Here is a 25,301-nt window from a genome sequence, read left to right as displayed (position 1 = left end):
ACTTTATCGAGGTGGGTAAACGCGGTGCAAACGATTTAGCCCTTGCAGACATTACCGCGCGTACCACAGAGCTTGAGCAAGACATTAACGCCGCAACGGGCGTTATGGCACAGTATGCAACAACCGCGTGGGTTAATGCGCTGGGCTATCAAACGCAAAGCAACGTACAGACGCTGATTGACTCGTTTAATACTCAGTACAGCATTGCCGCTACGCTGCAAGAGTTTAACGACCAAGACATCATCGTAAAAGCCAATGCCGCGCAAACATGGATCGACGGTGCAAATGCCACCATTCGTGACCAAGTAACCAGTATTTTAAATAGCGAAGACGGTGTAAACCAACGCATTAGTGTTGCTGAGCAAAGTATTGATGCAATCGCTGGCGAAATTAGCCAAAGCATTACCCAAGTAAGCGGCTTAGAGCTTGACGTAAAAGAGCTTGGTTTAAACGAGGTTATTGCCGCGTATAATAAAATGCAGCAAGACAAAGAACTTGCAGAGCAAAGTTTTAGCCTAGCAACAGCGAATCAAAAACTTACGGCTGTTACAGACGATGTAAAATCACTGGCAACCCAAACGCTAGAGCTAGCGGGTTTATACGGCCAAAACGCGGCGTTTTTAACAAGCCTAAATAAAGCCTTTGCGAACGAACGTACAGCGCGCTCAAGCTCTGAACGTGAATTAAGAGCAGAAATAACCCGCGAAGGTACACGCGCTGTTGCTCAAGCCAACGAGCGCTTAGAGGCGGTTGTGGGTTACTGCGTAGATGCCGAGGGCAACCGCGTTGATGAACCAGACGCAATGGCCTGTATTGCCGCTGGCCATGAATGGGTTGATGGTCCACTTGTACAATTAATTAATGACTACACCACCGTTTTTGTTAATAGCAAAGGCTATCAAACGGCTGCGAACGTGCAGCAATATATTAGTACGTTTGATGGCCAGTACAGCATAACAGCGACTATTCAACAGATTAATGACGAGGGCATAATCACAGCGGCTAAAGAGGCTCAGCAATGGATAAACGCCGCTGAGGGCACTATTGAAAACATCGTTACTCAGTTTGTTAATAAGCCCAATGGCATAAACGATAACATTGCATTTGCGTACGATTTAATACAAGCGAATGCCGATGATATAAGCGTTACGGCCAACGCGCAGCAACAATTAAGTTTGCGCATGGGTGATGCTGAGGCTGATTTAAATCGCATTGATGATTTAGTGATCACAGAGCAACAAGCCCGTGCAAGCATGGGCGCACAGCTACGCATTGAATTTCAAACGCAAGATTTAGCCATGCTGGCAACAGCGAATGAATTTACCCGTGCGGTTACTGGTTTTTGTGTTGATGAAAACGGCGAACGTGTTGATCAAGACGATGCCGTGCAATGTGAGCTAGACGGCCATACTTGGGTAGATGGCCCAGCCGTGCAACGCGCAATCAACTTAAGCGCCGCCTACGTTGACAATAAAGGCTATCAAACACAGAGCAACGTACAACAAATACTTGATACATGGGATGCAAGTTTTGGCATAAAAGCCACAATCCAGCAGATTAATGCCGATGGCATAATCACTGCCGCAAAAGAGGCGCAGCAATGGATAAATGCCGCTGAGGGCACTATTGAAAACATCGTTACTCAGTTTGTTAATAAGCCCAACGGCATAAACGATAACATTGCATTTGCGTACGATTTAATACAAGCCAATGCAGACGATATTACCGTTACTGCCAACGCGCAGCAGCAACTAAGCGTGCGCATGGGCAGCGCCGAGGCTGATTTAAACCGCATTGATAATTTAGTGATCACCGAGCAACAAGCTCGTGCAAGCATGGGTTCACAGTTACGTATTGAATTTCAAACCCAAGACTTAGCGATGCTGGCAACAGCGAATGAATTTACCCGGGCAATAACCGGCTATTGTGTAGATGCCAACGGCGAGCGTGTTGATCAAGATGACGCAGTGCAATGTGAACTAGATGGCCATACATGGATTGACGGCCCCGCCGTGCAACGCGCCGTTGAAATTGGGGCCGCATGGGTAACGCTGCAGGGCTATCAAACACAAAGTAACGTAAGCCAACTACTTGATACATTTAATGCCACGTATCAAATAAGTGCAACACTGCAAGAGTTTGCTGACAACGGCACTTTGCAAAAAGCCAATAACGCGCAGCAGTTTATTAATGCGGCAGAGGGTTATATTGAAAACCAGATCACGTTATTTAACGATAAAGAAAACGGCGTAAACGCTACCTTTGCGAATGTAAAACAACGTTTAGATGCCGCAGAAGGCGCGGTAACGACTAGCATTTTACAAATTCAGGGCCTAGAGCTTGGGCAACAAGCGAAAGGCTTGAATGATGTAATTGCTGCGTATAACAAAATGATGCAAGACCAGGACTTAGCAACGCTCAATGTTAAAGCATCACTCGCTAATGAAAAACTCCAAGCGCAAAGTACGGACCTTGAAAGCTTGGCTCAGCAGCAGCTTGAGTTAGCAGCCATTTTTAATAGCAGCAACGCTATTATTACGTCACTAAACAAAGCCTTTGCTAATCAATATCAATCAAGTGTAGTGCGTGACCAACGTTATCAAGCCACGTTTGAAAACGTAACAGCACGTTTTAGTGATGTGACCACTGCCCTAGCCACAATCAATGAAGCAAGTACGCTGCGCGATGAAGAATTTGCATCGTTTGTTGATGACACTATTGCTGAGTTTGACGAAATAACCCAAACATTCGCAAGCCAAGACCAAGCGTTCAGCACGTTACAACAAACCCTAACCAGCAAAATTAATGATGATACCGAGGCCGCTAAAAACACCGCGATAGCCACAGCTCAGCAATACACCCGCACTGCAGTAGGTTATTGCGTAAATGCTGAGGGGCAAATAACCAGCGAGAATGACGCTGTGCAGTGTGTTGCCGATGGTGGCTCATGGGTTAACGGCCCACTCGCTGAATTTATCGCTAACATGCAAATTACAGATGGCGAAAGCACGGCAAGCATTAAACAGCTACGCCAACTTTTTACCACTGTAGATGGCAAACTCGTTGCCCGTGGTGGTTGGACACTCGATAACAATGGGCGTGTAACAGGTATCGCGGGCTATAACGATGGCGAAATTGCAAGCCTTGATTTAGTGGGTGACATCATTCGCCAGGGCGTGATGGTGGGTGACACGTTCGTGCCAACGTCTTACGTTGATAACTCTGATCCACTTAACCCTCAGCATGTAATACGTGGACGCTTAGTGCTTGGTGATGGCCACGAAGTTAAGAACCTTGATGACATTAAAGCGCAAGATGGTGCAGACGGAAAAACCCGTTATGTTGAGTACCAATATAGTGTAAATGGTACCAGCGCATGGCATGCGAGTTACACAACGGGTGACGTATACCGCCGTGAGCGCACAATTGAAGACGGCACCGCGATCACATCATGGTCAACCGCCGCGCGTTTAACGGGCTTAAAAGGTGAAAAAGGCTCCACACCTACAATAACAACGAACCCTGACGGCTCTTACACAATTACCAACGGCGCAGACACCATCACCATTAAAGATGGCGTGGACGGTGATGCAGCCCCCATACCAACAGTAACAGATAACGGTAACGGTACCCACACAGTTACCGACGGTGCGGGTAATAGCATTGTTATAGCCGACGGTAATAACGGCGTAGATGGCGCGAGTGCATTTACTCTTAACGCTGTAAACGCAAATGCAGTAAAAACGGGTAACAGTGTTACTAAGGTTGCCGGATCATTAGGCTGGGATGCTGGTGCTCAGAGTGTTATGAAATACAAAGCATGTGCTGTATCTGCGACGTTAAATGATAGCCGCCATACTATTTTTGGGCTAAGCAAAACGGCCAACACATTGGGGGGTTATGAGCACATTAACTTTGCAATGTACGGCGATCAAGGTTCAATTAGCATTTATGAATCAGGGGTATATATTGGCTTTTTTGGCAGTTATACCAGCTCAGATAATCTAACTGTTGAGTGCGATGGTGAGCACGTACATTACTACAAAAACGGCGTGGTTTTTTATTCATCACTTACGGCACCAACAGGTGAATACGGGTTTGATTGTAGTATTTATCAAGTAGGTACAGAGCTTACTAACATTGCATTTACTCAATTAGGTTTGGCGGGCTATACCCCGATTAAGGGCGTGGATTATTTTGATGGAAATGACGGCAGCTTTGTTAGTTTTATTTACATTGCGGCTCAGTCAGTGCCCGCAAAACCAAGCGGCGGCAGTTTTAATGGCGCTGTAGAGCAAATACCGCAGTATTGGAGCGACACACCCGTGTATGTGGCGGGTTATGTCACGTATGTATCAAAAGCGCGTTATGTATCAAACGGCACCGCATGGGTTAATCAAGGGTGGAGCAACCCTACCCCTTACATTATAAAAGGCACGGATGGTTCCAGCGGTAGCCGTGGCGCTGGTAAATACGAGGTTGCAACATCAACCGGTGCTTGGTCAGACGCAATAGCAAATGCGGCGGTACCAACGGGTATTCCGGTTATCGGTGATATCGTATATATATTTAAATCAAGTGACCCCACGGTTGAAACAGCTAAAAAATACAATGGTTCGACGTGGGTTGGTTATACGTTAATTGTTAATGGTAACAGCCTTTTCAAAGGCTCTGTGGATGGGGATTCTTTTAGGGCGGGAACTCAAATCACATCACCAATAATTATGGGCGGCGAGGTAGTAATCACGGAGCCGAGTTCTGATTATTTGGATATTGTTGGTCGTTCCACGCCGTTCGGACCAAGCGGCGACTTAATATCGTGGTACGGGCCAAAAATAAACGGCGTTACGTGGAACAGCACTACACAACTGCCAATTTACGCAGGCATGAGTAAAAGTAACGCGGTTAGCTATAAAACCAACAGCGGTAGCTTTTATTTTGGGGGTACTTTCCAAGCGGGTATTTTGTCTATATCGCGCCAAGCAACCAACACATCAGGGCTGCTTAATGTATCAACAGGCCCCTTTACAATACCAGGAGGCACAACAGCAATAACTATTGCAGCAAGTGTTTCGGCTCAAGGTAGCGGGATGGGCGCAGGCATCTGCCCTGCAAATCAATACAAACCTAATTCAATAATAGATATAGAGAGATTTGTCGGGGGGACGTGGCAATCAATCGCAGGCAATAACGCGATGGGCACAGCTAACTGCATACAAGAGGGGTCAGAAATGATTCTTTCAGTTTCCGCTGGAGTATCTGCAAATACAAATCTAGCAGTCAGTGCAGGCCAGTCATTACAGCTTAGGGCTGTGGCTAATACTGTTGCATTTCCGTACTCCGAAGACGGGGTGCCGATATCTGGATCGCGCTCAGTATCGATTGTTGTAACGGGCAGCAACTAAATTAATTTAATAAACGAGGACTAAACAATGGCAGCATTTACAGCCAGTCAAGCCAGTGTTACCAACGGCTCTAAAGTGGTAACAATCAACAGCGGCGAGAGTATTGCTAACATTCGCCAAGGCGATTTTCTATTCTTAGCGGGGTTTTTAGTTGAGATAAACCGTGGCTATGTGGGCGGCGCTAATCAACAGTACATTGAACTGGTTAAAAACTGGGCTAACAGCAATCAGTCAAACCAACCCGCCGTAGCTATCCCAACAACGGGTGATTTTAGAGCTGCGGTTGATGCTATCAATAACGCTAACAAAAACGTTAACGACAACTTTGTGGCCATGCAAGATTGGCAAACAAAAACGGGTACCGTCACGTTCACCAATCAAGACGGCACCACAACAACGGTTAAAACGTTAAAGCAGATTGAGGCTGATAACGAAGCGCAAATGGACGCGTATCACCCATTTCCGTGGGCTATGCGTAAAGTCGAGTTTGAAGCCCGCCGCGCTGTGAATAATCAAAAGTTTGCGGCCAGTGGTTTTGTGCATTTTGGTAAGCATTTAACCGGAGCGGGTGGTTCAATAAATCAAGGGCTTTGGGTTTTAAATTCACAAGGCCGAACTTTAGTCCTTGGGCGTTCAACTAGCGCTATAGGTAATTCTAAAAGTGATTATCCTCTTGTTAATGTCTCAGGAGTGCTAACAAAAATAGAATATCTAAATAGTGCAGCAAGAGATAACTATTTACAGTTCCCCCTTGCTGAAGATGGTACTCGCACTTATGACAGTGAAACGGGTGTTTCAGTTACACACGCAACACCCTCCATTGCATTTGCGAGTGAGACTGAAACTAACAAGGTTGTGACTAACCGCGTTGACATGTTTGGCTTTGAAGCGTTCTTGCGTGAAATTAATGATGCTGACCCGTTTGTTTATAAAAATGGTCTAATTCAAAGCCAAGCGCCTGATATTAATGGTATAACAACTACAATAAATAACGTGCGCCCAGTAAGTTATTTTGCATGGTACGAGGGTGATACAACCAGCGTAGGCAAGGGTGTTAATTGGCAAACAGCAACGGAGACGCAGCGTATAGTAATAGCAAATGACCCAGCTAATAATATCTATTTTGATGATGCAACAGGTAAGTTTTACCAGTGGTCTTTGCGTGCGCGTAGTTTTGCAGGGGTAGGTAATGGGGATTGGATGTGGATAAATTACAGCGAACCAGTTCTCAAATTTGGATCAGCATTCTCTGTCAGACCTCAGGGGGTGTTAGATCAACAATCCGAAGAATTAAACGTAAATGTTTACACGGGTAACTACCCGCAATATCAAAATAAAGACGATAACTTAAGCACTGGCTTACACACATTAAGAAAAGATATGTCAATAGATGTAGGTGTTGATCGTGAATGCTACTTTTTAGTTTGTGCTACCGTAAATCGATTAAATCAGGGCGCATACCACCCGCACTTTAATACTCAAGGCACATCAACCGTCGTAAATACAAATGGTAGCCGAGTAAAATGGTGGGCTGCAAACACTGAAAGAAAATTAACGAGTAGAAGTGATTGTTTTAGTTATCATGGTTCAGGTGGATATGTCGCTTCTGGGGCTATTGGCGGCAGCGTGACTAGCAATTTTTCTGGTAGACCTGATGGACGTTTCTATGATGCTATCTACGCATGGGGCCAAGGCGGTGTCTGCCGTGATATGCGCTATTCAGCGTGGGGTTTAAAGCAAGAAGATTTTGCAGAAGCCGACTTAGCTATTAAATCAGGCGAGTATCGTGGACAAGAAAGTTCCGTCATAACGAATGTGGGGCAAACTTCAGGATATCACACTACGACATATTTAAATTTAGGAATGACGAAGCCAAGTTGGTGGACAAGTAATTTAAATTTCTCACTAGATTTTTCATCGATTTGCATTTTTTACAATGGCAGTCCAATGTATTTCAAAATACAAGGATTTTCCTTGCTTGATTCATCGTCAGGTTCATTAGAGGGCTATAACATTCGTATTTTACCAATCGCCCCCGCAATTGGTCACGGCATACCTGCGGGTGAAAATCTTAATTACGTTCTGTCATTAGCTATTGAGCCTTCGTTGTCTTCAGAGTTTATACATACAGATGTGCAAGGCTCAATACCAGATATACTACTCTGCGATGACCTTAAATACGGCTGGGTAGGCAGCTATTTACCTGATTTACCTAATGGTACAAAAGATGAATTTGCACTCACGCGCCCATATGCTGGTTTAGGTTCTGACATTACCCGCACTCATACGACCGATAGCGGTGCAACGTGGACTCAGGCCACTACAGCAATTGGTAGCGCGGCAAAAAATACGGTTACAGTCACTAATATGCCTGCCAATCAAGTGACCATTTGGCAGTATAAAACCAAAGCTAAAATGACTAAAAACGCTGTCAATTCTGCCATCAGAAATCTAAACAACGTTTTAATCTCTGACTCAGCGTCACAAGCGCGCGATTTGGGTTTTTCACTCACTGGTAACGTTAATACATCAACAAGCAATCAAACAGTTGAACTAAGTTTAAACCAAATCGGCATTGATTTAGCAACGGGTAAACTCTCAGCAAGTAAAGAGACTAAACACGTTGCTATCCCGCTCGCCGCTCCAACAAATGATAGCCCCGCGTTCAAAGCCCTGAACTACAACGTAGTCGAAAACCAGCAAGGCTATGTTCAATACGCAGCGACAGAACTTAAACACAACGGAGTTGATTGGGGCGATGACGGCAAAATTCACATCGTAGACGGTCAATCGACAATGTTTGACGAAAACGGTAACACTGTTTTAGTCGTTACAGCTCGCTGTGTAGAACCACTTGGATGGATTAAAAATGACAAATAACATAACCCCACTTTTAGATTTTATCGTCCTAGATGACGAGCAATCCCCTGTTCTTAACGAGCAGGGTTTACCAACACTTAAACAAGGGCCTGTTGTAAATGACCTGGCGCAGTTGATCGCAAAAGGCAAAGTTGAGCATATTGAAAAATTTGCAGAAATTACAGCCCAAGGCGAGCAATGGCAATGGGCGCAAAACTACTACGATTATTTAGTTGAGCTAAACCAAGTCAACGAGTTTAACGCTAACTTGCCCGAGCCCGTGGCCAATGAAGATGGCACTATTACCACCGTAGAACCACGGCCAGAGCCACAAGCACCAGAGCGGCCAGCACTAAAAACAGTGCTTGAGGTGTTAGAACCCTATGCCATTACCATCTTTAAGTTACGCCGCCAGTCAGAAATCGACAACGCTACAGTTACCACGGCCAGCGGCAAATGCTTTGATGCTGATGAAACTAGTATTACGCGTTTAGCTAACGCGCTGGTAAAGCATTGGGCGTTAGAGCCAACTGACATGATCCCGTGGTCAACGGCGGACGTTGGTACCGGTGTAATGGTCAATTGCACAAAGGCTGAAATAATCGAAGCGCACCAACTAGCCACCGACAACTTTGCAACAACGTGGCAAATACCTAACTAACATCGGGGCTTTTAAGCCCCTTAATTTTAAGGGTTACATTATGATCACGACACTAAAAACACTAACCACACTACTCGGCTATCTACTTTGTGGTCTGTTGTTCATCGCCCCGTTTATCATCCTGTCGGTGTTTGCGCTATGCGGCAGTAACTGGGCGTTTAACAGCTTATACAGCATTGATATTGCGATATGCAGCATTTGCCACGGCACACGGCTTGAGTCAATATCGGCTCGTAGTTACAGACTGCGGCATGATCCACGTTATTACACTCAAATGTTGATCATCGACTGGCTAGCCAAACCGTTTGACGGTGACAATCACTGTAAACGCGCGCATAAGTGGGAAAGTAAAACGATTATGCAGATTAACGCACTGGTCAAATAAACAGCGATAGATTAGCAAAATAGATAATGATCTTGCATTGAACACTTTTTGTGATACATTGATCCTAATTAATCAGGTTTCATTGTTTTAAACGATGGAACAAAGGAAGGGTTAAACCTGCGGTAGCCCCCGCAGGTTTATGTTTGTATTAAACGAGCATTAAATACAAACGCGCTCCACCGAATGACGAACGGTGAAAACTAACGTCATTCTAAGCAGCATCCCCGCTAAATGCAAGGCAAAGAGCAATAATGACGACACATAACAATAACAACCCTCTGATATACTGCAACAAGGTTAAAAACCCTGATCCCGCGTATCAAGTACCCGCACGTCACACTAACCGCTTAGCGTTTGTGCGCGACTTAGTGAATAAATGCGACAAAATCAACATAGTAAAAAGTGACGCCGCTGTTTATATGCGCCCCGCCCTAAAACGCACTAAAGTATTTTATCCTGATCGTGAAAAAGCAATTCGCGCGTTGGCTAAAGTGTTTTGTGAGCACGTAAACATTGTTACCCATCAAGTTAAAATTAGCTTGCGCAATGCCGCCGATGACACGGGCTTAAGCACAATAAGCGAAGCGGAGCGCAAAAAGGCCGAGGACGATCCTAGTTATTCACCAAAACCCAGCATAAGCCGCGTAAGTCGTGCGTTTAAAGACATGATCGAACTTGGTTGGATCGTGGCACACAAAGAATGGCAAGTGTGGGATAAACACGCAGGCCAATGGCTAGACAAATACTTTGAAGTAACCGAACTATTCTTTAAAGCGCTTGGCATAACACCAGAACGTGTGGCAAAACAACGCACCGCGCGTTTAAAGTGGTTGCGTAAAAACGCGCTTGATAACGGTTTAACCGCCGATCAACTCGGTGAAATGTCTATCACTGAAATTAAAGAACGTGATCGCCTGGCGCATTACCGCCGCGTGTTTGAGCGCATTAAAGACAAGCGCGCGATCACGAAAGTAAAACGCAGCATGAACCCCAAAACCCCAGAACAACAACGCGATGTAGCACGCCAAGCCGTTATCAAAAAGCTAGGCGCTGCAGCCAGCATGATCACGTTAAGCGCATTTAAAGACCTAGTAAATCAAGAGCTCGCTAAACTGCGCAGTATAGCCGAGTACGCCCCACCCCCTCACTAGCCAACAAAAAAACGTAAGCCCCATGCTGTATAGCGTGGCTTTTTGCGTGCCTGTCAGTTAATTACAGCGCCGATCAGGGCGTGATCACAGCCAAGCCAACCTATATTTATAAACCCACCGATGTTTTTTATTATCAACCACTGTTTATTTATACACCTTTAGTTATCTTATACATATAAAGTGCAACCCAGATTTATAGCAAAGTGCTCTGCGCTTACTTTAAAGTGCAAAATTATCTTATATTTAAATAACAGCTATATAACTTATACGCACAGCGCGCTGTGTATAAGGCAATCCGCCTCGACGGGCTGCGCCCATGGCGGTATATTAAAAGATGAATGAAGCGCCCCATTTCGTAGCTACGCTACGGGGGCTTTGTTGCCCTGCCTGATCATCGTATTACACACATACAGCGTCACAGCGCTAACAACAGCGCCCTTTTTTGGTTTATCAAAGGGGCAATCAAAATCTGTGCCTTAAATGGCATTTTACGCCCACCACCATTGCACCCATCAATTACATGGTTTGGGTTTATCATGCGCAAGCGCATTGAGTGCAAACGTGTAAGTCCTCTGCTAAATAAAGCCCCAGTGCGCGTTAAGTCCGATACGGTTAAAAGTGCAATAAAGTGTGACAGTCACACACGCTATAAAGTTAGTGTAAAAGCCATAGCAGGGGCAACTATGGGAATCACCTTAAGTTAGCCAAAAAGCCATAGTGTGATTAAAAAGGTGGGTGCAAACGGGAATAATAAAAAAAATAGCGGTTTTATAGGTGTATTGGGTGGTTTAACAGTTTAAAAATAGCGTTATTCCCGTTAGCACTACACTCAACTATGGGAATCGCCTTAAGTTAGCCAAAAAGCCATAGCGACACTTCCCGTTTACACTACACCTTATCGTTTAGGCTTAAGCGCTGGCTCAATGCATCAAGTATTAAGTATGATTCGTTGTCTTTTTTAACGATATCGCCGCGCATAAAACCAATATCTCTGAGTTTATCAAGGGCTTTTTTTATCGTGCGGTTTTGCTCTTTAACGCTTGATGTGAGACACAGGCGTTCTCTAAGGCGTTTAAAGCTAATGGGGAATGGGTCTTTAGGTAGTGCGCTTAAATAGGCGTACAGACATTGTGCAGTCTCATTTCGGTTAAGCTTAGAAAGTACATTAAGCTTTAACAGAACATGGTGATCAATACTGTACAGTTCCCACAGCTTAGGATCAGCGACTAATTCAATGGTGTCGTTTTCTGCATCAAAGCTGCCCGTTGATAGTAAACCACCAATATATGACTTACTAACCTGCGGTTTTGTAAATTCGATCACTTGGCCGCGTATGCGTACAAGGGCATCATGTATGCGCGTTCGTAAGCGCTCGTCAAGTTGCTTAGATGTAAAGCCACAGGTTTTGGCAAACTCAGCAAAGCTAAATTTAATAACAGAGTTTTGATAACCATAGGTGTTAAATGCCCTGATCACACCACACCACACCTTAAAATCAGTTTCAAAATTAAGTGCAGGCCCCTGAATAGCAACGTTTTCAAAACCTTCTGTACGGGCAAATTCTAACTTTCTAAACTCATCGCTTATGTCAGTTCTAAAAACGGGCCTATCAAGACCGCCAGTCTTATTTTTAGGAGGGTTGCGACGAATTGGCACAAACACACCAATTCTTAGCATTGCCAACGCTTGAACTGTGGACGAGCTGTTAGTTTCTAACTTGTCACTAAGCTTGCTGCCCAGCTCAGGCCCTTGTATTTTAATGATTTCAGCCATTTTATTATTATTCAATAGTATTATGTTTCTTCCCGTTTACACTACACCACAATGCCCGTTTACACTACACCTTTTTCCCGCTTGCACTACACCGCATCCCGTTTACACTACACCTTTATCCCGTTTACACTACACCCACATTGCTTGCAGCCCTTGATAATAAAGGCGTTACGCGTACTAGGATCTCTTAGGATCTTTAATAGGATATATATAGGTTTATTTACTGGTAATAAATGCATCAATTTTGTGGATAAACCCTACAAAACATAGTTTGACTAGTTCGCTTTTATCAACCAGCTTTTAAACTGAAAGCAATCTACTGGTAAAATAATTAAATATAAAAAGAATATAAAAAGTATATAAAATAAATATAAAAATACACTTTACACCACCCTAAAAGGGCGGTATTATTATCTCGTAGGTCGGGAATGAGTCCATGACCAAAAACGGAGATAATCCATGTTTAAATCACTTTTCACAAAACAACAGCAAGCAATCATTTTTGAAGCGGCTGCAATCATCGAAGCAAAAGCTAAAACAACAGCTGCTATTACTTGCCCATATACAGCGGCAACACTATGCCAAACTAAATTAGTTGGTTATGAGCATGAAGTATTTGCAGTAGCATTACTTGATTCGCAAAACCGTTTAATCGAATGGGTTGAGCTTTTCACTGGCACTATTAATTCAGCCGGTGTTTACCCACGCGAAGTGGTTAAACTTGTATTAGCGCACAATGCAGCGGTAGTTATCTTTGCTCACAATCACCCAAGCGGCATTACTGAGCCAAGCGAAGCAGATAAGCGCATTACAGATAAACTAAGCGCTGCGCTTCGTTTAATTGATGTAAATGTGTTAGACCATATAGTGGTAGGTACTGAGGGTCACACAAGCTTTGCAAAGCGCGGCTTACTTTAACAACAGGAGCGGGGCCAAACGGCCCCGAACAAATATGAGCGAATTAAATAAAACGTATAATGCAGGAACGTCACCCACCACGCTTGATGGGTTTAAAAATCGCGCCTTTGCTAAATCAAATGAATCAGGCGAATACGAGCCGCCAACACCGCAAGATATAAAAGCCCTGCGTCAATTAATGGGTTGGTCTCAAACTGATGTAGCTAGAATTGTCGGTGTGTCATGGAATCACAAAGGCTCTACGGCTGTTCGTAAGTGGGAAACCGCACCCGATAAAAAAGAGCATAACAAAATCAGTTATAGCGCCTGGCGTGGTTTGTTATGTCGTGCTGGGATTGTTGAGTACTTTTAATATAATTAAAATATGTTTTTGATATTAATTTTATATCTTTAGCGTGTTTTTATGTATTTAGTTATCACTTTTTGTGGTATGTTTTGTTTGTTTATCAGTTTTAATGTATGGTGTCAGATGCTAAAGAAAGATGAAATATCAGTTGATTGTTATGCAGGCGGTGGCGGTGCCAGTGTTGGTATTGAATGGGGAACTGGCAGGCCAGTTGATCATGCAATTAATCATGATCCTGAAGCAATTGCTATGCATGAATTAAATCACCCCAATACTATCCATCACTGTGAATCTGTATGGAACGTTGACCCTGTAAAGCTGTGTGGCGGTCGCACTGTTGGTTTAGCATGGTTTAGCCCTGATTGTACACATTTCACTATAGCGTCAGGAGGCAAGCCGCTAAGTAAAAAGATACGTGCGCTAGCTTGGTTAACTGTGCATTGGTGTTTGTTGGTTAACGTGGTTAAGTTTCACTTAGAAAATGTAAAAGAGTTTCAAACGTGGGGCCCATTAATTGATACAGGTGATGGTAAATTACGCCCTGATCCAGAGCGTAAAGGTGAAACATTCGACGGGTTTATTTTGGCGCTTACAAGCGGCTTAAAGCCGAATCACCCAGCATGGAAAGAGGCTGTAATAGAGTTAAATATACAGCATGATATATCAGCTAAATTAAAGCTATTTAAAGGTTTGGGTTATGACCTTGAACATAGGATAATTACAGCCTCAAGTAACGGCGCAGCAACGACGCGCCCCCGCTTTTTTATCACCGCGAGAAAAGACGGCAACCCTATCAATTGGCCAACACCAATCCCAATTGAAAAACAAAAACCAATTTCAGATTGCATTGATTGGAGCGTTGAGGGGCGAAGTATATTCAATCGTAAAAAAGCACTGGCCCCTAAAACATTAAAACGTATTTGGATCGGGTTAGATAAATACGTGTTTAATTGTGACAAGCCATTTATTGCTCCTATACCATTTACAAAGGATGACAACAGCCAGTTAGCTGCTGCTTTTGTAATGAAAATGCGTAACGGTTGCGTGGGCCATTCAATGAATGAACCCATGCATACAGTAACCGGTGGCGGCAATCATTTTTGTGTTGTGTTTGCGTTTTTAGTTAAATATTTTGGTACATCAAACGCAAAACCAGTAACTGAACCCGCAGGAACATTTACTACAAAGGATCGTTATGCACTCGTTACAGTGCATTCTGATACGTATCAAATACGAGATATTAAGCTGCGCGTTTTTATGCCAAAAGAGCTTTTTTTAGCAATGGGGTTCCCCTCTGATTACAAACATACTCATGACGTTAACGGCAAAAAAATACCTTTATCCGAACAATTAAAGCGCGTTGGCAATGCTGTTAGCCCGCCAACCGCTGCCGCAATAATTAGAGCCAATATAAATACAGCAATTCAAAAAGAGGTGGCCGCGTGACTCTTTACAAAAAATTACCGCCCATCGATGGCGAGGTGAAATCATGGGAGAAATTATGAACGAGCATGTTTTAAAGTGGTATAGATGGCAACATTTTCTGGCTGTAAAACAAGGCCGTCAATTTGCTCAATCTGTATGGGCGCGTTCATACAATGATGAACGCGGTTTTAATTAAAACGGTAAAATTTCAGCGGGGTGCTGTTGTGGCCACACTAGTAAATGAGGCAATTTTTAACGCATACATTGCCGCTGTGCGTAAAACTCATAGGGTGTATGCAAATTTATCTATTCATCATGGCGAAAACGACACCGCGTATCAGATCACGCTTAGCAATGAGCTGGTAACGATAGGGCGCTTTGATCCGCCAAGTGATTATTTAGTGTTTGACTATTTAAATATTTATAAACAAAATGACAAAATAAACACTACAAAACGGCAAAATGTAAATGTCAGTTGAATTTAACCGGGTAAAAGAAGGTGAGTTTTTACGCTTACTTAAAACCCAATCCGTGGGTAAAGTCATTGCACAGCAATCAGCGGTTGATAACAAATACCATGTTATCGCAGTTATTGCAGGGCAGCAAATAGCCTATACCGTGCGCCATGGCCGCGTTGATGAATTACGCACTTGGCGCTTAGATAACTTAGCCGCTTTGCTGCAAAGCGTTGGCGTTAAAAAATTCGAAATACAAATGAGGTGAAATTGAGTAATAAATTAAGGGATTGCCCTTGGTGCAAGTCACCTGCAAAAGTTGAGCAGGACATGGATTTAACCTGGTATGTTTGCTGCTCGTTCAGCAAATGTGCCGTTGCACCAATAACAGCGGCTTATGAATATAGACGACAAGCGGTTATGGTTTGGAACTGTTGCGAACAACCCGATCTAATGCCTACACCAATTAAATAATCTTACCCTTTAACCGCTTTTTTATCTCAATTAAGCTCAAGCCATTTTCATAAAGCCCACGTTCGCGGGCTTGGCATATTAGTTCGTCACGCCGATCAAGCCATTTTATTAGTGCGGTGCTGCTTACATTTAAGCGCCGCGCTATCTCATTTTTAAATACGTCTTGGCTTAACCAAAACAATATTTGGTTTTCGCGTTCGTCAAGTTTGCTTTTTATTATGGCCCCAGTGGCTCGACCTGCGGGTAAATTTTGTGCTTGGCGGCGAGCTGCTGCCGCTTTAGCTTTTAAACTGCGCTGTTTGCTAAAATCTTGAGCGGCAAAAGCGCGCCCTATTTGTATAAAAAATTGCCCTACGTCATTTTTGTGTGATGGGGTAAGCGTGTCGCCGTTCATACAAAAGTGAATTTCAGCCCCTGCATTTATTATGCGGGTGAGCACTTCCATTATGTCGCTGATTGAGTCGCGGCCTAATCGCTCTATGTCATTCACCAACACCCGATCACCTGGCGCAAGGCGCTCTATTAAATCAATTAGCCCGCGCTGGGTTTTGTTGGTCTGCGAGCCGCTCAGGCTGTATTCATACCATTTATAGATAAATAGCCCGTGCGTGTCTGCGTAGCGGGTGATCCTGTCGCGCTGGCCTATTGTGTCTTGTTTATGGGCATCGCTTATGCGTACGTATGCGTAATTTTTTGCCAATCCAATCAATCAACTTTAGCGTTGTTTTTGTATCGCTAGAGTTTACATAGTGCGCTGATCACATGGCTAATTTAATTAACTCTAGGGTTTACCCTAAAGTGTGATGGTTTGCATGCACAAAATATGGCGCGGTTATTGCTATTTATGGATGAAACCAACTTTTAAGGAACAATTAAATGACACTAGCAGCACTTTTACTTTCATCTATCGCGTTTGACGCAGCCCCAGCCCAAAACACTGAACAAGCACGTTTACAGGGTTCAGGCGGTATTATTATTCTTAACCCACCAAAAAAACAAAAACTACAAGGTTCAGGTGGCATTATTATATTAAACCCGCCTAAAAAACCTAAATAATATCTAAGTGCATAAAAAGCCAGCTAATAAGCTGGTTTTTTTATGCCTAAAACTATATGCTAATCACTTCATCAACGGAGTGAAAATGACAACTTACCTTTCTGATTTATATAACAATTTATTAGTAGCAACTGCTGAGCATAAAGTTTTTTCATTGCAGGTAATGATTTCGCTGTGTTACTTACTTGCATTGGCTTTATCAATTTATAGAGCCAATAGGAATAAAGAGTTATTTAGTGACTTTTTATCAATAGCAGTTGTCGTAACAAAGTACATGCTGACTACATTATTAATGGAAAAAGTACTAATGTTCGTTGCCAATTCTGGCCGAAGCGATCTTGCGCAAAATGTGTATTTAGCTTTAAGTTCAGCAAGTGTTTTAAGTATGTTTGTTCTTTATTATCTGCATACGCGGTTTAGTTATAAATATGGTGCTTTGTTTTTTTGTGTAATGAAATTAAGCGCAGTATTGGCTATCGCGCATTTTGTTATTTGGGTTAAGTTTGTTGTGCTAAATATACAAGTAGAGCATGAATATTTACATTATATGTACAGTTTTATTGTATTATACGTAAGTATAGTGCTGGCTATTGCCATGCTTTTTCCTTATATTCTGCGTACTCGGTTTGGGTGTATTATTGGTCTATATTTGCCAAGGGGGCGTTATGATTGATGTTGTATACATTGCAATTGCAGTGTTATTAGTTTTGATGTGTATTAGCGTGTGGTTTACAACGCGAAATCGCTTTTTTGAAAAGCAAGTACGTGATAAGTCAGAGCTGGCCATGCGCTATTTGATTGATCATAAAAACGAAACGGATTGCCAAAAATCAATTGACCTGTTTTACAAAGCCGAAAAGCTGCAAGACGAAATTGCGCTGATCATCGGTAAACACCCAAAAATGAAACCGTACGGCATTGATTTGCCGCCGTTGGTTGTGAGCGAACAGCCGCAACAAGAGCTGTCACTGGGTGAGCTATTCAGGCAGTACGATAAAAAAAATAACCACTCGGTTATTTATGCAAAGTTTAGCAATAACAAAAAAGACAGCTAAGCGCTGTCTTTTTGTTGTTTGGCCCAATGCACGGTTAATTCACTTTCTACCGATTCGGCCTGTATTTTAGCAATGCTTTCAAGGTCGTGTGGCGTGTTGGCCTTGGCCATTAAATCACCCGCTTTAATCTTCAATAAGCTTTTAAGTATACCTTGCTTTATGATCAGCAAATCATTGCCGTCTACTTGCTTCATTGGCGCACCAAAAAGTATTTGCTCGTAACTGGTTTGTTTTTCAATCGCTGCATTGTATATGAGCTCAAATGGCAGCGATCCGCGTTTAATTCTGCCTGTGCAATAAGCGTTGCTTAGCCCCAATTCGCGCTCAAGGGCTGCATTGTTTTGTACGCCATAAACATAACATAAACGCTCAAACACTTGATTTACGTGTTTTTGTTCGTCGGTTAATTGCTTTTTTAACTTTTTAAACATGCATGTACCTTGTGATTGTTGCCGATATACTAACCGACTTTATTTATAATTTCATTCCTTTGACAATAAAAAACTAACAAAATGTTAGTTTTTTATTGCGAAAAACTCAAAATATGGTATTTTTCGAACGGTCATTAGTGTTGTACTCAGGATAAATTATGGATAATAAAAAAATAAAAACTGCTGTTGATGGCGTAAATACAGCCTATTCTTTAGCAATAATGCTGGCGCGTGGAACGGAGGACGATCCGCATGCTAATGTATTAGCCACACAGATCGTAAACCTGCTGCGCAGTAGTGCTAATGATTTGGGGGAGCAGCTAACGCCTGCTGCATCCAAAGCGGCTTAGTTCGCAACCACGCGTGTAATATATGGGCTGGTAAGGTCACTAAATCTATTAGACGCATTTTTTGTATTGCTGTATATTGTTGCTGTGACATTTTAAGTTTCCTCTTTTAGTGTTGCGTAGCCGGTGGGGGTCGAAGTTCACCGGCTTACTCTTTAACTCATTTATTTTCGTCGCTATCCAAATTGTTTAACGTGGCTTGCACTATGTAAGCGTTAAATGAACCACTGACTTTGCCTGCCTTTTTTAATGCGTTAAAGCGTTCCTCTGCTTTAACGGGTAAATTACTGACTAATTTCTTTTTTGTTATCAGTGCATCACTTTCGCTTTGTTCGCTCAGTGCGGCATTGTTACCAATGCTGTTAAGTTTGCTAAATTTATCGACCATGTGTTTACCTTACTTAATGTTTAATCGGGTTTTAATTTCGGTTGCTAATGCGGTCACTTCGCGCGCTGCATCGCTGTATTTGGTTTTTTTGTGGTTGGTTACGCCGTAACCATCCAATGCGGCCATTGCATGCCATTTGCGGGTTGGAATAACGGTTTGCAATCGTGCCAGGTTATCGCTGTTATTTATAAAGCTTTCAACGTCGGTAAACTTTTTACGGCTTGGGTGTACGCGGGTAAACATAACGTGCCCAGTGATTTTTTCGCCCATGTCGTTGCTTATTTGCTCAAGCGTTTTATTAAAGCGCTTGAGGCCGACTACTTCGTTGATGTCGTCATTCGCGGGTACTATGGTCATGTCACTGGCCGCAATCGCTATGCGGTTCAACTCAGAATCAAAGCCGCCGCAATCCACTAAAATTAATTGGCCCTGTGCGCTTTTAGACAGCGCGTTAATTAGTTCGCTTTTATTTAGATTGCTCAATACATTTAGCTGGTCTTTTTCATCGCGCAGCTGATTAAGAATGACCAAGTTATTGTGTGTATCTTGGTCTATTATGATGTCCGGTTTTAGTATTTCGGCTAAATTTAAAGCAGTGGTGGTTTTGCCAACCCCACCTTTGTCGTGTGCTAATACAATGATCATACGCTTTGCTCCTGTTGTGTGCGTTAAATGTATTACATATATATTTAATATGCAAATAATATTTAAAGGATATCCAAAGTATATTAAAAATATATCAAAAGCATATCAAAATAACTTTACCTAACATTATTTCACTGCTAAAGTAATTGCACTTAATTAAAAAACAAGGCGGATTTTTTATGGCAACAGGCGCACAAGAAGTGGCTGCAACCGCAGTCGATAATATAGACAATTTAATTGTTGAAATTTTAGAAAGTGATTACGCTGACAACGAGGTAAGCCTAGGGCGCATACTTGTCGGCAAGCAAGAAATGCAGGTGGTGCTAAGTGTGATCGCAGTACGTGAAAAATTTATTTTTGATGACTTTGAAGATTTAACCGATTTTTAATGTTTTTTAAATGCGCTTGTTATTTTGTTGCATAAATAATAAGCGTGCGCTATTGTTTAGTTTCACTGCCGCACAGGCAGCTTAGAAAGATGTTTATTTACTGTGAAATGCTGAATAAGCATATTTATTGTTAACTGCTGAACAAGCAGAAAAAAGCCCCTTCATTTATGGCGGGGCTTTTTTGCGTTTAAAAATAAATTAAATTATTTTCATTGAAATGCTTGCAATGTGGGCGCACCCATATTAATATTAGTTTCAGAGGTTAGGGCAAAGGGCGCTAACAAAGTAAAAAGATAGGTGACTTATGAGCAAAGCATTCGATACTAAAAAATTAAAATCAGAAAAAGCTTTTGTGATTGATGCTTATAGCTCAATTACCCCAAAAATTGAGTTAACGCTTGATTCTTTGGAGGATGCAAAAAAATATATAAGCGATAAAGATTGTCTGGAGGACGGAACTAATCTAAGGGCTTTCACAGAAGAGCAGGCAAAAGAGAAGTATCCGGTTCTTTTCCCCGCTGACATTGAGTATAAAGCCGGGATTTTGGCGAACGCGAAAGATGGTGAAATGTATCGCGTGGAATTAAAGGATTTCAACAAAGTTGTCACATTTTCAATTAATAAACGCGCAAACAGCGGAACTCAAGATCATATCATAAAAATTATTGATACAAGTCTAAGTGACAAGCCGCTGCCGCCAAGAATTTATAACGAAGTAATGCAAGTTTTAACGAGCAATAAAGCATGAGCAGAACAATCATAACAATCACAGAATACCCATCAATGAAGGGTCGCTATAAAGCAACTGTTAAGCGAACTGGCCAACGAGTCTACCAATGCGAATGCGGTAGAGGGGAGGGCGCGGCAGCGGCTAAAGCGGTAGAATTAGCCATGGGTGAAGATGCGATCATAATCGCAGATAAGAACGTGATGGCTATAGTGCCCTTAGAGTTCGGCGGAAAAGCATGACTGATAAACTAACTCCCCAGCAACGCGCTGAGCAAAAGCGCAGCGCTAAGCGTAAAGGCACACCTACTTTTAGCGCGGTTCGCTTTAGTGATAGCGAGCAATGCAGCGCTGCAGATAAAAAATCGGCCATTGATGCGGTTATAAGCCGTTTTGGCGGCACCCGCGAAGCCGCGTTGATTAAGGCATTTGAGCTGCTAGAGGTTAGGGTAAAGGGCGCTAACTCAATTCACGAAAAGATAGGTGACATATGAAAAACTTACAAACTCAAATTAAACAACTTGAAGCGTACCTTGGTTATGAAGATTTTAATCATGAAGCTGTTTTAGAAGTAATTGAATCTTTAAATTCATCACTAGAGCACGTTTCAAATAATGATTTTGACCGTGAAGAATTAACTGATTATTTATTGTCAGAAAATGACCCGTTAGATAATCTTGACGGCATATCTGACGCATTTTTTGAAGAAGTACGAGAAATACAACACGCAATAATTAACTACTACTCATAATTGTTATATAAAAACCCCGCAAATAGCGGGGTTTTTTATTGCTTGCTGGGTCCTTAATAAGTCAGCAATGGTCAATGCCGTGTATTTTAGCTAGAATCAATACGCCAAAATACAAGGAGAAACAGATGGCTGAAAAAAATAAAACATCATTGTTTACATGGTTAGTGCTTATTTTGATTGTGCTGGGGGTGTATGCCAGCACACTACCTGATAGGGGGGTGACTGCGTCAAACCAACCGCTGGAACCTAGCCAATTTGAAAAAATACGCTCGGCGCTTAATTTGACGTTTAAACAAAAAACGCTTGCCAGTGGCCTGCTTAATGTTGAATTTACTATTACAAACAATAGCGATAAGCAAATTAAAGATATTGCTTTTAGGTGCAGTGAACTGAGTAAAAGTAATACGGTGTTAGGTCGCAATGTACAAACAGTGTATGAGGTACTGCCTGCGGGAGCTACGGGGCATTATGTAATAAATATGGGCCCGTCACACCCCCAAGCGCATGCAACACAGTGTGTTGTAATGAATTTTGAATACTGATTAAATAGTTAAAACAAAACCCCGCAAATAGCGGGGTTTTTTATTGTGGTTTTACTGCACCGCGCTAAAGGCGCATTGTCAATTGTGGCTAGTGATCCTCGCCGATTAGCTCAACTTCGTACTGGTCGCTTATGTCGTTAAAATTCTCGTCATCATCGCTGTACATGCAGTTAAAGCTATTTTGGTTGCAGGCTACTTGATCAAAGCTTTCTATCAGTTCTTGCTGATCGAAGCTGTAGAGTTCGTCCAATATTGTGACTATTGCTTCGCGTAAGCGGTTTAAGTCATTTGTTTGGTTTTGGCGCATACCATCGCCGCTTACTTTAATTGTTCCCATACGCTGCAAGCCCTTTGTTTAATTCTTCTGCACACTCAGGAAATAATTTAAGGTTGCGCTTTATGTCGGTCTTTGTCATCCACAAATAGTATTCGCCGCTTTCGTCTTTAATAAGAAATTCCGCAGCGTCACCACCGCGCATTGCACGTCTTTTATTAAAGGCGTTAAAGGTTATGTTCATATTTACACCTTAGTCGTTTGTTTTAATGGTTTTGCGTTCAATAATGACTGTGCCAAGATCACAATTAAACGCTAAGTCGTTGCCTGCGGCGTGAGCCAGTGAAACTAACGCGCGGGCCAATACGCCAATAACGGGCTTTATGCCGTGTACTTGTATGGCCGCTGCGATAGAGTTAGGTAGCTGCATTGAGATATTCCTTTATGCAGGCTTTCAATACTGATTTTTGAAATGAAACTTCGGTAACTTTAAAGCGCCCGCGCCCTGGTTCTTCGCGTGGGTAAAATACCGAGCAAGGTTCGCCGCATTCGTCAGTTCCCACACCCCAAAAAGCATAGGTATGACGAATACTGGTGACTTTTAAATCTTCACACTCAAAATCAAGCACCTTTTGCGCCTCTGCTTGGGTTACGTGGCCACGTATGTATTCGTGGGTTTTGTCATCCCAATACAGCAAGATATATTCACCGTGTTTAGTTGGTTGTGGCATTGGTTATTCCCACCCTGTTAAGTAGCGCTCGCCCTGATCTTGGTCTTGCTCGATTAGGGTTTTTAGGGTGTAAAGAAAGTTGCCTTCTTCGTCTTGAAATTTCATATCAAGACGGTTTGATAGGTCTTCAACATCAAAAGGATCATCAATATCCCAGTCGCAATAGTCACATAAAACTTGCTTGGCGCTTTGCTCATTAAAGGCCAGTACAATGTCGTTTTCGCCTACTTGGTAGGGTTTTAATACCCCTGCGCGCTCACTTAAACACGCTTTTAGGGCGTCTAAAATTTTGCATAGGTATTTATAAAGCGATGAATCGACCTCTGGTATTGAGTGCCACCATTCATCCCCCGCGACTTCGATAAGTATGTTGTGATCGGCTCTATAGCGGCTGAAATATTCTTCCTGTGGCTCTATTTTGCTGAGCTTATTCCATAATTCACGAATGCCTGTTTTAGTGCCGCCCCAACGGCGGCGCTGCTCTATAAGCTGCTTTTTTATGTTGATGATAAAGCCGTCATAATCTGGCTCGCTTAGTTTAGCTCGGCTAACGAGGTTTTTAGATAAGTAGTGGTTATCGCTTTTTAGTACAAATTGCTCAAGCGTGTTGCTGCCCATTGCATTCCAGTGGGCTGAGTAGCTCTCACCACAAATGACGATGGTTAATTTGCCTTGGCCAAGCGCGTAGTTTTCAATATAGACGGTGATAGGATCAAGCCCATCAACGTCTTTTATGAGTAATTTTGTTACGGTTGATTCGGTCCATTTCATTGGTCAGCTCCTCATTTAGCCGGTTGCAGGTCTGGAAATACATCCACTAGATCATTAAACAAATCAGGGCTATCGAATTTGTTGCCCAATACTCTGCTTCTTGTTTCGCTTAACAGATCGTTATCGCCAAATATATCTTTAACGCGGTATGTGAAAGAGTTATCGCAAAAGTAAACCATGCCATAAGTTGATCCGCTCTCTTCTGGTACTACGTAATCAACTTGAATTAAGTCATGCTCAAACACGGGTTTGCCATAATGGTTGATATGAATAAATTGGCCTAATGTGGCTTTGTCTATTTCGATTTGTTCGCCATCACCAAAAATAATACAGGGGGCATCAAGGGTGTTTTCAATGTATGAACCAAACACCCAATCACCTGTTTTGATGTTGATGTGGCGGCAATTTACTTTTGATTTTGCTCTGAATGTTGTACGTGTATACATGGTAATTCCTCATTTAGCCGGTTGCAGGTCTGGGTTGTGGTTGACGGGGATCATGTCGGTGTCGTGGATAATGCCGTGTTGCTGTTCGTTGACTTTAAATAACCAGTTTTTGGCAAAGTCGATTGTGTCGTCTGATAAACGCAAGCCGCCTTTTGGGGCTGCGCATAGTTGTGCGCCTGTTTCTGGGTCGTAGGTTATTAGTCCGCCTCGCCCTGATTGGTGTAGGTATAACAGTGATCTACCTTCAAACAGTGAGCCGTCAGGGCGCTCAATTTTGGTTTTTTGCGGCCAAATGATTAGGTGGTCTTTGCCTTTGTGGTATAGGCCTGCGCCTGTGTTGTGCTCAATAATGCGTTTTTGCTCAATGAGTAAGTTGCTTGATTGGTTAACTGCGTTTTTAAGGGCGGCTATTTCTTTACGGTATTCTTTGGCTTCAAGCTCTAATTTGGCGTTGCGCGCTTGGGCTTTTTCGTTGGCCTCTTTTTGGCGTTTGTTTTGCTCTTTTAGTTTTTTTGGATTGAGCTGGTTTAACTCACGAATGCTTTGCTGCGCGGCTTTTAGTTGGCTTTGCAAGGTGGCGATAGTGGCTTGCTGGGCTGTGGTGTTGTTTGCTAATTTTTGCGCGTTAGCAATGGCCTCTGCGGCGCGTTTTAGGTCGTCGCTTTGCTCTAGCAATTGCTCGTTTTGGTTGGCTGTTAGGCGTTTTTCGGCCTCTAGCTGTGATTTTAATATGGCTATTTCGCCTTGGGTGTTGTGCTTAAACAGCGCATGGATTTGCTCGCGCTGTTCGTGCTGCGCTTGCTCGGCGTTGTATAAGTTAACAAAGTCGGTGAGCAGGTCACTTGAATGTAATTCGGGCTGTTCGTTGGTTTGGGCTACTGCTTTTAATGCTGTCAT

At 42.8% G+C, this 25,301-nt stretch carries 32 protein-coding genes; 20 read left to right on the top strand and 12 right to left on the bottom strand.

The genetic code is table 11. The features are described from left to right. From PSR9079_RS23760 to repA, 5 genes are all read left to right on the top strand, one after another. On the top strand, positions 1-5,405 hold a 5,405-nt coding region (locus tag PSR9079_RS23760), incomplete at its 5' end, for a hypothetical protein (RefSeq protein ID WP_179959247.1). 27 nt (positions 5,406-5,432) lie between these two features. Then, positions 5,433-8,285 carry a hypothetical protein gene (locus PSR9079_RS22320; RefSeq protein ID WP_149983330.1) on the top strand — a complete coding sequence of 951 codons (2,853 nt, stop codon included), beginning with the start codon at positions 5,433-5,435 and terminating at the stop codon, positions 8,283-8,285. Next, complete coding sequence (locus PSR9079_RS23755) at positions 8,275-8,925, top strand: hypothetical protein (protein ID WP_179959246.1); 651 nt, start codon at positions 8,275-8,277, stop codon at positions 8,923-8,925. Before PSR9079_RS22320 ends, PSR9079_RS23755 begins: the two co-directional genes overlap by 11 nt. A 40-nt stretch (positions 8,926-8,965) precedes the next feature. Continuing rightward, the gene (locus PSR9079_RS22310; RefSeq protein ID WP_149983329.1) at positions 8,966-9,310 is read left to right on the top strand and encodes a hypothetical protein; all 345 of its coding nucleotides are present in this window, start codon (positions 8,966-8,968) and stop codon (positions 9,308-9,310) included. Positions 9,311-9,561: 251 nt separating this feature from the next. Further along, entirely contained in the window at positions 9,562-10,461 is a 900-nt protein-coding gene (gene repA, locus PSR9079_RS22305) for a plasmid replication initiator RepA (protein ID WP_149983328.1), read from the top strand. A gap of 888 nt (positions 10,462-11,349) precedes the next feature. Here repA and PSR9079_RS22300 read toward each other — a convergent pair. Continuing rightward, the gene (locus PSR9079_RS22300; RefSeq protein WP_218939801.1) at positions 11,350-12,249 is read right to left on the bottom strand and encodes a RepB family plasmid replication initiator protein; all 900 of its coding nucleotides are present in this window, start codon (positions 12,247-12,249) and stop codon (positions 11,350-11,352) included. A 444-nt stretch (positions 12,250-12,693) separates the two neighbouring features. On the opposite strand from PSR9079_RS22300, the gene radC reads away from it, so the two are divergent. The 5 genes from radC to PSR9079_RS22275 all read left to right on the top strand — a co-directional run bounded on the left by radC (position 12,694) and on the right by PSR9079_RS22275 (position 15,646). Then, positions 12,694-13,152 (top strand): RadC family protein, encoded by a 459-nt coding sequence (radC, locus tag PSR9079_RS22295; RefSeq protein WP_149983327.1) that lies wholly within the window; start codon positions 12,694-12,696, stop codon positions 13,150-13,152. 34 nt (positions 13,153-13,186) lie between these two features. Then, a complete protein-coding gene (locus tag PSR9079_RS22290; protein ID WP_149983326.1) occupies positions 13,187-13,504 on the top strand; it encodes a helix-turn-helix domain-containing protein in 318 nt (105 codons plus the stop codon). Positions 13,505-13,621: 117 nt separating this feature from the next. After that, entirely contained in the window at positions 13,622-14,944 is a 1,323-nt protein-coding gene (locus tag PSR9079_RS22285) for a DNA cytosine methyltransferase (RefSeq protein WP_149983325.1), read from the top strand. 203 nt (positions 14,945-15,147) lie between these two features. Beyond that, positions 15,148-15,402: a hypothetical protein gene (locus PSR9079_RS22280; protein WP_149983324.1), complete on the top strand. Its 255-nt coding sequence runs from the start codon at positions 15,148-15,150 to the stop codon at positions 15,400-15,402. Then, a complete protein-coding gene (locus PSR9079_RS22275) occupies positions 15,392-15,646 on the top strand; it encodes a hypothetical protein (protein ID WP_149983323.1) in 255 nt (84 codons plus the stop codon). The genes PSR9079_RS22280 and PSR9079_RS22275 overlap by 11 nt, the downstream gene beginning before the upstream one ends. 198 nt (positions 15,647-15,844) lie before the next feature. Here PSR9079_RS22275 and PSR9079_RS22270 read toward each other — a convergent pair whose 3' ends face one another. Further along, the gene (locus PSR9079_RS22270; protein WP_179959245.1) at positions 15,845-16,552 is read right to left on the bottom strand and encodes a recombinase family protein; all 708 of its coding nucleotides are present in this window, start codon (positions 16,550-16,552) and stop codon (positions 15,845-15,847) included. A gap of 176 nt (positions 16,553-16,728) precedes the next feature. Between PSR9079_RS22270 and PSR9079_RS22265 the strand changes: the two genes are divergently transcribed. The 3 genes from PSR9079_RS22265 to PSR9079_RS22255 all read left to right on the top strand — a co-directional run bounded on the left by PSR9079_RS22265 (position 16,729) and on the right by PSR9079_RS22255 (position 17,963). Further along, a complete protein-coding gene (locus PSR9079_RS22265) occupies positions 16,729-16,908 on the top strand; it encodes a hypothetical protein (protein ID WP_149983321.1) in 180 nt (59 codons plus the stop codon). 85 nt (positions 16,909-16,993) lie between these two features. Then, positions 16,994-17,581, top strand: a complete 588-nt coding sequence (locus tag PSR9079_RS22260; RefSeq protein WP_149983320.1) for a hypothetical protein — start codon at positions 16,994-16,996, stop codon at positions 17,579-17,581. Beyond that, on the top strand, positions 17,574-17,963 hold the full coding sequence (locus PSR9079_RS22255; protein ID WP_149983319.1) for a hypothetical protein: 390 nt from the start codon (positions 17,574-17,576) through the stop codon (positions 17,961-17,963). Before PSR9079_RS22260 ends, PSR9079_RS22255 begins: the two co-directional genes overlap by 8 nt. Here the strand turns inward: PSR9079_RS22255 and PSR9079_RS22250 are convergent. Next, the gene (locus PSR9079_RS22250; protein ID WP_149983318.1) at positions 17,960-18,394 is read right to left on the bottom strand and encodes a helix-turn-helix domain-containing protein; all 435 of its coding nucleotides are present in this window, start codon (positions 18,392-18,394) and stop codon (positions 17,960-17,962) included. The two genes, PSR9079_RS22255 and PSR9079_RS22250, sit on opposite strands and share 4 nt — an antisense overlap. A 158-nt stretch (positions 18,395-18,552) precedes the next feature. Here PSR9079_RS22250 and PSR9079_RS23750 point away from each other — a divergent pair, with 158 nt between their 5' ends. Beyond that, a complete protein-coding gene (locus PSR9079_RS23750) occupies positions 18,553-18,744 on the top strand; it encodes a hypothetical protein (protein ID WP_179959244.1) in 192 nt (63 codons plus the stop codon). A gap of 157 nt (positions 18,745-18,901) precedes the next feature. On the opposite strand, the gene PSR9079_RS22245 is transcribed toward PSR9079_RS23750, so the two are convergent. Both PSR9079_RS22245 and PSR9079_RS22240 read right to left on the bottom strand, forming a co-directional pair. Next, complete coding sequence (locus PSR9079_RS22245) at positions 18,902-19,129, bottom strand: hypothetical protein (RefSeq protein WP_149983317.1); 228 nt, start codon at positions 19,127-19,129, stop codon at positions 18,902-18,904. A gap of 9 nt (positions 19,130-19,138) precedes the next feature. Further along, a complete protein-coding gene (locus PSR9079_RS22240) occupies positions 19,139-19,774 on the bottom strand; it encodes a ParA family protein (RefSeq protein WP_149983316.1) in 636 nt (211 codons plus the stop codon). A 179-nt stretch (positions 19,775-19,953) separates the two neighbouring features. Here PSR9079_RS22240 and PSR9079_RS22235 point away from each other — a divergent pair, with 179 nt between their 5' ends. The 6 genes from PSR9079_RS22235 (at position 19,954) to PSR9079_RS22210 (ending at position 22,182) form a co-directional block, all read left to right on the top strand. Then, entirely contained in the window at positions 19,954-20,163 is a 210-nt protein-coding gene (locus tag PSR9079_RS22235) for a hypothetical protein (RefSeq protein ID WP_149983315.1), read from the top strand. A 304-nt stretch (positions 20,164-20,467) separates the two neighbouring features. After that, positions 20,468-20,911 carry a hypothetical protein gene (locus tag PSR9079_RS22230; RefSeq protein WP_149983314.1) on the top strand — a complete coding sequence of 148 codons (444 nt, stop codon included), beginning with the start codon at positions 20,468-20,470 and terminating at the stop codon, positions 20,909-20,911. Continuing rightward, entirely contained in the window at positions 20,908-21,132 is a 225-nt protein-coding gene (locus PSR9079_RS22225; protein ID WP_149983313.1) for a hypothetical protein, read from the top strand. Before PSR9079_RS22230 ends, PSR9079_RS22225 begins: the two co-directional genes overlap by 4 nt. Further along, positions 21,129-21,383, top strand: a complete 255-nt coding sequence (locus PSR9079_RS22220; protein ID WP_149983312.1) for a hypothetical protein — start codon at positions 21,129-21,131, stop codon at positions 21,381-21,383. Before PSR9079_RS22225 ends, PSR9079_RS22220 begins: the two co-directional genes overlap by 4 nt. Then, the gene (locus PSR9079_RS22215; protein ID WP_149983311.1) at positions 21,380-21,640 is read left to right on the top strand and encodes a hypothetical protein; all 261 of its coding nucleotides are present in this window, start codon (positions 21,380-21,382) and stop codon (positions 21,638-21,640) included. Before PSR9079_RS22220 ends, PSR9079_RS22215 begins: the two co-directional genes overlap by 4 nt. Positions 21,641-21,765: 125 nt before the next feature. Then, the gene (locus tag PSR9079_RS22210; protein ID WP_149983310.1) at positions 21,766-22,182 is read left to right on the top strand and encodes a hypothetical protein; all 417 of its coding nucleotides are present in this window, start codon (positions 21,766-21,768) and stop codon (positions 22,180-22,182) included. 88 nt (positions 22,183-22,270) lie between these two features. On the opposite strand, the gene PSR9079_RS22205 is transcribed toward PSR9079_RS22210, so the two are convergent. Genes PSR9079_RS22205 through PSR9079_RS22180 form a run of 7 tightly spaced genes read right to left on the bottom strand, consistent with a single transcriptional unit; the run spans position 22,271 to position 25,301 of the window. Continuing rightward, the gene (locus PSR9079_RS22205) at positions 22,271-22,519 is read right to left on the bottom strand and encodes a hypothetical protein (RefSeq protein WP_149983309.1); all 249 of its coding nucleotides are present in this window, start codon (positions 22,517-22,519) and stop codon (positions 22,271-22,273) included. Then, entirely contained in the window at positions 22,506-22,700 is a 195-nt protein-coding gene (locus PSR9079_RS22200) for a hypothetical protein (RefSeq protein WP_149983308.1), read from the bottom strand. The genes PSR9079_RS22205 and PSR9079_RS22200 overlap by 14 nt, the downstream gene beginning before the upstream one ends. A 9-nt stretch (positions 22,701-22,709) precedes the next feature. Further along, entirely contained in the window at positions 22,710-22,886 is a 177-nt protein-coding gene (locus PSR9079_RS23745) for a hypothetical protein (RefSeq protein ID WP_179959243.1), read from the bottom strand. Continuing rightward, positions 22,873-23,187 (bottom strand): hypothetical protein, encoded by a 315-nt coding sequence (locus PSR9079_RS22195; protein ID WP_149983307.1) that lies wholly within the window; start codon positions 23,185-23,187, stop codon positions 22,873-22,875. The genes PSR9079_RS23745 and PSR9079_RS22195 overlap by 14 nt, the downstream gene beginning before the upstream one ends. Positions 23,188-23,190: 3 nt before the next feature. Then, positions 23,191-23,958, bottom strand: a complete 768-nt coding sequence (locus PSR9079_RS22190) for a phiTE_072 family protein (RefSeq protein ID WP_149983306.1) — start codon at positions 23,956-23,958, stop codon at positions 23,191-23,193. A gap of 11 nt (positions 23,959-23,969) precedes the next feature. Continuing rightward, entirely contained in the window at positions 23,970-24,404 is a 435-nt protein-coding gene (locus PSR9079_RS22185; protein WP_149983305.1) for a hypothetical protein, read from the bottom strand. A gap of 9 nt (positions 24,405-24,413) precedes the next feature. Continuing rightward, on the bottom strand, positions 24,414-25,301 hold the full coding sequence (locus tag PSR9079_RS22180) for a hypothetical protein (RefSeq protein ID WP_149983304.1): 888 nt from the start codon (positions 25,299-25,301) through the stop codon (positions 24,414-24,416).

Origin of the sequence: Pseudoalteromonas rhizosphaerae (assembly GCF_902498845.1) — a bacterium.
Classification (GTDB): Bacteria; Pseudomonadota; Gammaproteobacteria; order Enterobacterales; family Alteromonadaceae; genus Pseudoalteromonas; species Pseudoalteromonas rhizosphaerae.
This window is presented reverse-complemented; position numbering and strand designations above follow the sequence as displayed.

Coding starts and splice junctions, on each gene's coding strand:
- PSR9079_RS22285 (WP_149983325.1), top strand. CDS start 13,622: ATGCTAAAGAAAGATGAAATATCAGTTGATTGTTATGCAGGCGGTGGC.
- PSR9079_RS23745 (WP_179959243.1), bottom strand. CDS start 22,886: ATGCAGCTACCTAACTCTATCGCAGCGGCCATACAAGTACACGGCATA.
- PSR9079_RS22180 (WP_149983304.1), bottom strand. CDS start 25,301: ATGACAGCATTAAAAGCAGTAGCCCAAACCAACGAACAGCCCGAATTA.
- PSR9079_RS22210 (WP_149983310.1), top strand. CDS start 21,766: ATGGCTGAAAAAAATAAAACATCATTGTTTACATGGTTAGTGCTTATT.
- PSR9079_RS22185 (WP_149983305.1), bottom strand. CDS start 24,404: ATGTATACACGTACAACATTCAGAGCAAAATCAAAAGTAAATTGCCGC.
- PSR9079_RS22205 (WP_149983309.1), bottom strand. CDS start 22,519: ATGGGAACAATTAAAGTAAGCGGCGATGGTATGCGCCAAAACCAAACA.
- PSR9079_RS22230 (WP_149983314.1), top strand. CDS start 20,468: ATGAGCAAAGCATTCGATACTAAAAAATTAAAATCAGAAAAAGCTTTT.
- PSR9079_RS22260 (WP_149983320.1), top strand. CDS start 16,994: ATGACAACTTACCTTTCTGATTTATATAACAATTTATTAGTAGCAACT.
- PSR9079_RS22235 (WP_149983315.1), top strand. CDS start 19,954: ATGGCAACAGGCGCACAAGAAGTGGCTGCAACCGCAGTCGATAATATA.
- PSR9079_RS23750 (WP_179959244.1), top strand. CDS start 18,553: ATGGATAATAAAAAAATAAAAACTGCTGTTGATGGCGTAAATACAGCC.
- PSR9079_RS22245 (WP_149983317.1), bottom strand. CDS start 19,129: ATGGTCGATAAATTTAGCAAACTTAACAGCATTGGTAACAATGCCGCA.
- PSR9079_RS22255 (WP_149983319.1), top strand. CDS start 17,574: ATGATTGATGTTGTATACATTGCAATTGCAGTGTTATTAGTTTTGATG.
- PSR9079_RS22195 (WP_149983307.1), bottom strand. CDS start 23,187: ATGCCACAACCAACTAAACACGGTGAATATATCTTGCTGTATTGGGAT.
- PSR9079_RS22215 (WP_149983311.1), top strand. CDS start 21,380: ATGAAAAACTTACAAACTCAAATTAAACAACTTGAAGCGTACCTTGGT.
- PSR9079_RS22200 (WP_149983308.1), bottom strand. CDS start 22,700: ATGAACATAACCTTTAACGCCTTTAATAAAAGACGTGCAATGCGCGGT.
- PSR9079_RS22225 (WP_149983313.1), top strand. CDS start 20,908: ATGAGCAGAACAATCATAACAATCACAGAATACCCATCAATGAAGGGT.
- PSR9079_RS22275 (WP_149983323.1), top strand. CDS start 15,392: ATGTCAGTTGAATTTAACCGGGTAAAAGAAGGTGAGTTTTTACGCTTA.
- PSR9079_RS23755 (WP_179959246.1), top strand. CDS start 8,275: ATGACAAATAACATAACCCCACTTTTAGATTTTATCGTCCTAGATGAC.
- PSR9079_RS22320 (WP_149983330.1), top strand. CDS start 5,433: ATGGCAGCATTTACAGCCAGTCAAGCCAGTGTTACCAACGGCTCTAAA.
- PSR9079_RS22265 (WP_149983321.1), top strand. CDS start 16,729: ATGACACTAGCAGCACTTTTACTTTCATCTATCGCGTTTGACGCAGCC.
- PSR9079_RS22220 (WP_149983312.1), top strand. CDS start 21,129: ATGACTGATAAACTAACTCCCCAGCAACGCGCTGAGCAAAAGCGCAGC.
- PSR9079_RS22310 (WP_149983329.1), top strand. CDS start 8,966: ATGATCACGACACTAAAAACACTAACCACACTACTCGGCTATCTACTT.
- PSR9079_RS22190 (WP_149983306.1), bottom strand. CDS start 23,958: ATGAAATGGACCGAATCAACCGTAACAAAATTACTCATAAAAGACGTT.
- PSR9079_RS22250 (WP_149983318.1), bottom strand. CDS start 18,394: ATGTTTAAAAAGTTAAAAAAGCAATTAACCGACGAACAAAAACACGTA.
- PSR9079_RS22290 (WP_149983326.1), top strand. CDS start 13,187: ATGAGCGAATTAAATAAAACGTATAATGCAGGAACGTCACCCACCACG.
- PSR9079_RS22240 (WP_149983316.1), bottom strand. CDS start 19,774: ATGATCATTGTATTAGCACACGACAAAGGTGGGGTTGGCAAAACCACC.
- repA (WP_149983328.1), top strand. CDS start 9,562: ATGACGACACATAACAATAACAACCCTCTGATATACTGCAACAAGGTT.
- radC (WP_149983327.1), top strand. CDS start 12,694: ATGTTTAAATCACTTTTCACAAAACAACAGCAAGCAATCATTTTTGAA.